The sequence below is a fragment of the Alicyclobacillus sacchari genome, assembly GCF_004366795.1.
GTDB classification, from domain to species: domain Bacteria; phylum Bacillota; class Bacilli; order Alicyclobacillales; family Alicyclobacillaceae; genus Alicyclobacillus; species Alicyclobacillus sacchari.
The window spans coordinates 1-6,557 of sequence record NZ_SORF01000031.1 but is presented as its reverse complement, the minus strand read 5'-3'; the positions used below and the strand labels follow the sequence as shown (position 1 = coordinate 6,557).

Below are 6,557 nucleotides of genomic sequence, written 5' to 3'. Positions count from 1 at the left end.
CGTGAAGACCTCCAGCGCCGAGAATACTTGTCTCGAGAGGGACTGGGAAGGTAGGTCGTTGCCAGGCAAGAGAGAACAGAGTCAGGCCAGAAGGCTTGGCTCTGTTTTGTTCTATGCGCAAACCGCCCAAATTCTCTGCAAACCGAAGCGTGGTGCGGCAGGCATGGGCGACAGGATGGCGATGGCTACAGTAAATTGATAATTGGGATCGCCTTAAGAATCAGGGTTACAATGCCAAGCAAAATGGAACCCATTGCTGCCAAACGCGCCATCGGCGGTGTGGTGGATCTGAGCATGGCGACAATTCCGCAAAGGACGGTGATGACGCCAAAAATGTGACCTACAAAGATGCCAATGAGTGGTATCCAGCTCAGTACGAACCCGATCACCGCAATCAACAACGTAAACCATGCGAATCGCGCCGACGATTCAACAGGAGTTTCTGGCCACCATGGATCTCTCATGGAGTTCCTCCTCAACAGGACCTTTTGTCGTTTATGATGCGTAGATACGGCACTTGACAAAAGGGTTTATACAATTCGGTATACATGACAAAAATGTGTCTGGCAAGGACTTTCAAAAGAGGCGCTTCTATAGGTGCATTGACACCCCCATATGCGGTTGTTATACTGCTCACAATATTTTGGGGGCACGGGACAAACTGTGCAAATCGCAGGGGAGGAACCACAGTGACAGATGCTTGGGATAACAAGTTTGCGTACGAGGGGTTGACGTTTGACGACGTACTCCTTTTGCCAGCACATTCGACAGTGTTGCCTCGTGACGTCGAGGTATCCACGTACTTGACCACCGATATTCGCCTCAACATCCCGATTTTGAGTGCCGCCATGGATACTGTGACCACGTCAACAATGGCGATCGCGATGGCGCGAGAAGGTGGTATTGGTATTATTCACAAGAATATGTCCATTGAGGCTCAAGCAGAAGAGGTCGATCGCGTCAAACGCTCGGAGAGCGGGGTTATCACGAATCCCATTTTCCTGACGCCGGATCGGCCTTTGCGCGATGCGGAAGCCTTGATGTCCAAGTATCGCATTTCCGGCGTGCCAATTGTGGAAGCTGGTTCACAGAGGCTGGTTGGTATCATCACGAACCGGGATCTCCGTTTTGAACGGGACGACGCTAGGCCGATTGGTGAAGTCATGACGAGCGGGAATTTGGTTACAGCCCCGGTCGGCACGACGCTTGAGGACGCGAAGGAACTGTTGCAGCGGCATAAGATTGAGAAGCTCCCGTTGGTTGATGCGCAGGGAAATCTCCGCGGTCTCATTACGATCAAAGACATCGAGAACGCTCGCCGTTTTCCGAATGCCGCGAAGGACACTCAGGGACGGCTGCTGGTTGGTGCGGCTGTCACCGTTTCACCCGACATGCTGGATCGCGTGGATGCCCTGGTGCATGCGCAGGCGGACGTGATCGTAATTGATACGGCGCATGGTCATTCGGAGGGCGTTCTGCAGGCGATTCGCAACGTTCGCAAGCAGTATCCCGCCGTCCAACTCATCGCTGGCAACGTTGCGACCGCAAGCGGTACAGAGGCGTTGATTGAGGCTGGTGTCAACGCAGTAAAGGTTGGAATCGGCCCCGGCTCGATTTGTACCACGCGCGTCGTTGCCGGTGTCGGTGTACCGCAGGTGACGGCCATTTACGAGTGCGCGAGGGTTGCGCGCAAGGCTGGCATCCCTGTCATCGCGGACGGCGGTATTAAGTATTCCGGCGATATTGTCAAGGCCATCTCGGCCGGCGCCAGTTCCGTGATGATTGGCAGTTTGTTGGCCGGAACGACGGAGAGTCCTGGTGAAATTGAAATTTATCAAGGGCGGCAGTTCAAGGTTTATCGCGGTATGGGATCCATCGGTGCGATGAAGGCGGGATCGGGCGATCGCTATTTCCAAGGGGACAAGCAGGCAGGAGACGCGAAAAAGCTCGTTCCCGAGGGCATCGAGGGCCGGGTGGCGTACCGTGGGCCTGTGAGCGAGATTCTGTATCAAATGGTCGGTGGCCTGCGCAGCGGCATGGGTTACACCGGTTCGGCGAACATTCAAGCATTGCAGGATCATAGCCAGATGGTACGTATTACATCTGCGGGTTTGCGCGAGAGTCATCCGCATGATGTCCAAATTACCAAGGAAGCGCCCAACTATTCAATTTGATTTGGTTTGATCGCGCACATTGTGGAAACATCGCATCCTCTGTACTACAATGAACGTTGGACTGGTACATGAAATATCCGACATCTGTTCGGTTTTGCTTGATAGAAGGGGGAGATCGGCATGTCAAAAGTCGGTACAGATTTGGTGAAACGCGGCATGGCGGAAATGCAAAAGGGCGGCGTCATTATGGACGTCGTGAATGCGGAACAAGCGAAGATTGCGGAAGCTGCGGGTGCTGTCGCGGTCATGGCGCTTGAGCGCGTGCCATCCGATATTCGCAAGGCCGGCGGCGTTGCGCGCATGGCGGACCCGACTATCATTGAGGAAGTCATGAAGGCTGTATCGATCCCGGTGATGGCGAAGTGCCGTATTGGTCACATCGTAGAAGCGCGTATCCTCGAGGCGATGGGCGTCGATTACATTGACGAGAGTGAAGTATTGACGCCTGCTGACGATAAATTCCATGTCGATAAGACGAAGTTCACGGTACCGTTCGTTTGTGGCGCGAAAGACTTGGGCGAGGCGCTTCGTCGCATTGGCGAAGGCGCATCGATGATTCGCACCAAGGGCGAGCCGGGTACGGGGAACATTATCGAGGCTGTGACACATCAACGCATGATGCAGGCCCAAATCCGCCGCGTGCAGGGAATGTCGGAGGACGAACTGTATGCCGAGGCGAAGAACATCGGCGCTCCGTTGCACCTGTTGAAAGAGGTACACGATACTGGCCGCTTGCCAGTCGTGAACTTCGCGGCCGGCGGCGTTGCGACCCCAGCGGATGCCGCGTTGATGATGGAATTGGGTTCGGATGGCGTATTCGTTGGATCGGGTATCTTCAAGTCCGAGAATCCAGAGAAGTTTGCTCGCGCGATTGTGCAGGCGACGACCCATTATCAAGATTATGAATTGCTTGCCGAGCTGTCGAAAAACCTCGGTGGCGCTATGGAAGGCATTGATATTGCGACGCTGCGTGCTGAGGAACGCATGGCGACGCGTGGTTGGTAAACACCGAGTTCGTCATGGAACGCAGGTACCAGGTTAGGCATCTGATATGGGAGCCGGAGGCGTAAAGCCGTCCGGCTCTCGTTCGAGAAGCGAGAGTGGGGGGATGGCGATGAAAATCGCCGTGATCGCAGTGCAAGGTGCGTTTCGCGAACATATACAAGCCTTGCGGCAACTGGGTGTAGATGCTGTGGAAGCACGCCGCGCGAGCGACTTAGAAAATGCGGATGGCGTTGTTCTTCCTGGTGGAGAAAGTACGGCAATTGGAAAGCTGATGCGGGAGTATGACATGATCGATCCGGTTCGGGAGATGGCAGCTCAGGGCAAGCCGATTTTTGGCACCTGTGCGGGAATGATTGTGTTGGCCAACCGGATCGAAGGGGAACAGACGGTTCACCTAGGGCTCATGGACGTGACGGTCAACCGCAATTCGTTTGGTAGACAGCGTGACTCTTTTGAGGCTGACTTGGATATTCCGGTTCTCGGTGAGGCAGCATTTCCTGCGGTCTTCATCCGTGCACCGCACATTGCGGCAGTCGGTGACCAAGTTGAAGTGCTGGCAAGGTATCAAGATCGCATCGTGGCGGTACGGCAGGGCAACCTTCTGGCCACTTCATTTCACCCGGAGTTAACAGGTGATTTGCGATTGCATCAGTATTTCTTAAACATATCCAACAAATCGGTCGCGAAATGATCAATTCCAAGTGAGAGGTGCCTTATGCTAGATATCCGATCCATTCGTCAAGAACCGGATGTATTTAAAAGAAAATTAGGACGCAAAGGTATCAGTCCGACGGTGATTGACGATCTGCTGGCAGCCGATGAGGCTTGGCGCACTGCCCTGGCTGAAGTCGAGCGTCTGAAGGCCCTTCGCAATGCAACCTCTGAAGCCATCGCGCAAAAAAAGCGCAACAAAGAAGATGCTTCGGAAGACATCGCTCGCATGCGGGAAGTCGGGGGACAAATTCAGACGCTTGACGAAAAGGTGCGTGAACATGATGCGGCTGTGCGGGACATGCTCCTCGCGTTGCCGAACGTTCCTCACGACTCTGTGCCCGCTGGCGAGTCAGAGGCGGATAACCCGGTGTTAAGGACGTGGGGTGATATCCCTAAATTCCAGTTCACGCCGCGAGCACACTTCGAGATTGCGGAGGAATTGGGTATCGTCGATACGGAACGGGCCGTCAAGATTACCGGTAGCCGTTTTGTCCTGTACAAGGGTCTTGGTGCACGATTGGAGCGAGCTCTGGCGGCGTTTATGCTCGATCTCCACGTTGATAAGCATGGCTACACAGAAATGTTTCCAGCTTTTATCGCAAACGAAGACAGTCTGGTTGGTACCGGCAATCTGCCGAAGTTTGGTGACGAAATGTTCAAGCTGGAGGGCCTACCGTATTACTTGATTCCAACGGCCGAAGTGCCGCTGACAAATTACTATCGCGACGAAATCTTATCTGCGGACGATCTCCCTGTGAAGTTCGCCGGTTATTCCTCCTGTTTCCGGTCAGAAGCGGGATCGGCCGGCAAGGATACGCGAGGCTTGATCCGCTTGCATCAGTTCCAGAAGGTTGAGTTGGTCAATCTTTGCCTTCCAGAGCATTCGTACGCAGTGCTGGAGACCCTGACACGCGAATGTGAAGCGGTACTTGAAGCTCTTGAACTGCCTTATCGGCGAATTGAAATCTGCACGGGTGATCTCGGCGCTAAAGACGCTAAAAAATACGATATCGAGGTTTGGTTGCCCGCGTCCAACACATATCGAGAAATCTCTTCATGTACGAATTTTGAGGATTTTCAGGCGCGCCGTGCAAATCTGCGTTTCCGCCGATCAGACACATCAAGGCCGGAGTTCGTGCATACGTTGAATGGGTCGGGTCTCGCAGTTGGCCGCACGGTTGCAGCCATTCTTGAAAATAACCAAGAAGCGGACGGTTCCGTTAGGATTCCGAAGGCATTGGTGCCGTATATGGGCGGGATCGAACGAATGACGAAGTAGGCGCAGCGGCGCACCAGGGGGATGTTTATGCGCATTTCAAACATCAGCTTTCGACTAACGAAGGAAGATTTGAATGAGATGATTGCTGAGCTTGCCCCGGATGTGCGCCTGCGCATTGTCGATATCAAGAATGACGGCGTGCACGGACAGTTTAAGTTTCTAATGTGGAACATCGACTTCTGTGCACGGCCCTATTGCAATCGGGACAAAGGCGAGATCGCGGTGGAGATTACGGCGCGCAAGTTAGTCAACATCCCACCGGCTCTGGTGCAAATGAGCCTCCAGGAAGCAATGAAAGATGCACCGAGCGGAATTGAGGTACTGAGGCAAAGCCTAAAGCTCAATGTGCCCAGCATTCTCGAGCCTTTGCAGATTTCGTTGAACGTAGAGGAATTCTCTTGTATCGACGGATCGCTTCTCATACGGGTCTCGGATTGCGATCTCGCTTTGCTCAAGGGAAAGTTGCCGAAAATGGGGCGACAAATGCAGTGACGCTGTGGTGAATGGTTTCCTTTATATGGTAAATACGGGATTGTACTTGATCCATTGTGCATGCTGGTTTAAAATAAAAAGTCGTTAATCACAATATGCACCCGTAGCTCAGTCGGATAGAGCGGTGGTTTCCTAAACCGCGTCTTGCGGGGGTTCGAGTCCCTCCGGGTGCGCCAGAAATGCTTATTGCATAAGGGTTTGTGGCTGAAGGTGTTTGCTAACATCTAGGCTGCAAACCTTTTTTGCTAACAAAATGCTAACCTTCGCAACCCGAAAAGATTTTAATCGTCACCGAATATCGCGTTTGCAAACGTGTCGACGGCTCTTTCCTGGATTCCCGGGAGCAAATGGGTGTAGGTGTCTAGTGTGATGCTAACATTGGCATGGCCGAGGCGTTCAGCCACGACCTTTGGGTTGATCCCTTGTTGGAGTAACAATGAAGCGTGAGTGTGTCGAGCGTCGTGGATTCGAATTCGTGGAACCCCGGCTTTTTCAATCAAGGCATTCCATCTTGCGGTGAAGTTGCCATGGTACAGTGGTGTTCCCTTGTCTGTACAGCAGACCAGGTCCAAATCCGTGCGGTAATCATCACCGAAGAGTGTCTGTTTCTCTTCCTGATCCCGCTTCACTTGTTTCAGTACATAGACTAGTATATTGATGTCACGTACTCCAAAGAGTTTTGAGATAAAATTCCCGTAGCGGTCGGGGTACTTACGGTTTACACCATGAGACTACGTTCTCGGCTGTTTTTCGCAAGTCAAAAGTGCAGAGAAACGCTGCGGATTTGTGCATAGGCACCGCCAACACTGAAGATTACGACGACTTCACTCCGGACAGAGCATGCTGCAACCGGTAGCTTTCGCCGGTGAACGCCAGGACGTGTGCATGGTGGA

At 53.1% G+C, this 6,557-nt stretch carries 8 protein-coding genes and 1 tRNA gene; 7 read left to right on the top strand and 2 right to left on the bottom strand.

The genetic code is table 11. From position 1 onward, the window contains the following. On the top strand, positions 1-199 hold a 199-nt coding region (locus C7445_RS14800), incomplete at its 5' end, for a hypothetical protein (RefSeq protein WP_208320929.1). Here the strand turns inward: C7445_RS14800 and C7445_RS13915 are convergent. Next, a complete protein-coding gene (locus C7445_RS13915) occupies positions 186-464 on the bottom strand; it encodes a hypothetical protein (protein WP_134161267.1) in 279 nt (92 codons plus the stop codon). The genes C7445_RS14800 and C7445_RS13915 overlap by 14 nt on opposite strands. A gap of 225 nt (positions 465-689) precedes the next feature. Here C7445_RS13915 and guaB point away from each other — a divergent pair, with 225 nt between their 5' ends. The 6 genes from guaB (at position 690) to C7445_RS13885 (ending at position 5,840) form a co-directional block, all read left to right on the top strand. Next, positions 690-2,174 (top strand): IMP dehydrogenase, encoded by a 1,485-nt coding sequence (gene guaB, locus C7445_RS13910; protein WP_134161265.1) that lies wholly within the window; start codon positions 690-692, stop codon positions 2,172-2,174. A 120-nt stretch (positions 2,175-2,294) separates the two neighbouring features. Next, entirely contained in the window at positions 2,295-3,179 is an 885-nt protein-coding gene (gene pdxS / locus C7445_RS13905; protein WP_134161263.1) for a pyridoxal 5'-phosphate synthase lyase subunit PdxS, read from the top strand. Positions 3,180-3,288: 109 nt separating this feature from the next. Further along, on the top strand, positions 3,289-3,870 hold the full coding sequence (pdxT, locus tag C7445_RS13900) for a pyridoxal 5'-phosphate synthase glutaminase subunit PdxT (protein ID WP_134161261.1): 582 nt from the start codon (positions 3,289-3,291) through the stop codon (positions 3,868-3,870). 24 nt (positions 3,871-3,894) lie between these two features. Then, a complete protein-coding gene (gene serS, locus C7445_RS13895; protein WP_134161259.1) occupies positions 3,895-5,172 on the top strand; it encodes a serine--tRNA ligase in 1,278 nt (425 codons plus the stop codon). 27 nt (positions 5,173-5,199) lie between these two features. Further along, the gene (locus tag C7445_RS13890; protein ID WP_134161257.1) at positions 5,200-5,664 is read left to right on the top strand and encodes a hypothetical protein; all 465 of its coding nucleotides are present in this window, start codon (positions 5,200-5,202) and stop codon (positions 5,662-5,664) included. Between the two features lie 97 nt (positions 5,665-5,761). Further along, positions 5,762-5,840: transfer RNA gene (locus C7445_RS13885), tRNA-Arg, on the top strand. Positions 5,841-5,945: 105 nt separating this feature from the next. Here the strand turns inward: C7445_RS13885 and C7445_RS13880 are convergent. Then, positions 5,946-6,293, bottom strand: a complete 348-nt coding sequence (locus tag C7445_RS13880; RefSeq protein WP_243835208.1) for a site-specific integrase — start codon at positions 6,291-6,293, stop codon at positions 5,946-5,948. Positions 6,294-6,557: the final 264 nt, after the last annotated feature.

Bases quoted from the DNA above. Each gene is read 5' to 3' on its own strand.
- C7445_RS13915 (WP_134161267.1), bottom strand. From the start codon at position 464: ATGAGAGATCCATGGTGGCCAGAAACTCCTGTTGAATCGTCGGCGCGA.
- pdxS (WP_134161263.1), top strand. From the start codon at position 2,295: ATGTCAAAAGTCGGTACAGATTTGGTGAAACGCGGCATGGCGGAAATG.
- pdxT (WP_134161261.1), top strand. From the start codon at position 3,289: ATGAAAATCGCCGTGATCGCAGTGCAAGGTGCGTTTCGCGAACATATA.
- serS (WP_134161259.1), top strand. From the start codon at position 3,895: ATGCTAGATATCCGATCCATTCGTCAAGAACCGGATGTATTTAAAAGA.
- C7445_RS13890 (WP_134161257.1), top strand. From the start codon at position 5,200: ATGCGCATTTCAAACATCAGCTTTCGACTAACGAAGGAAGATTTGAAT.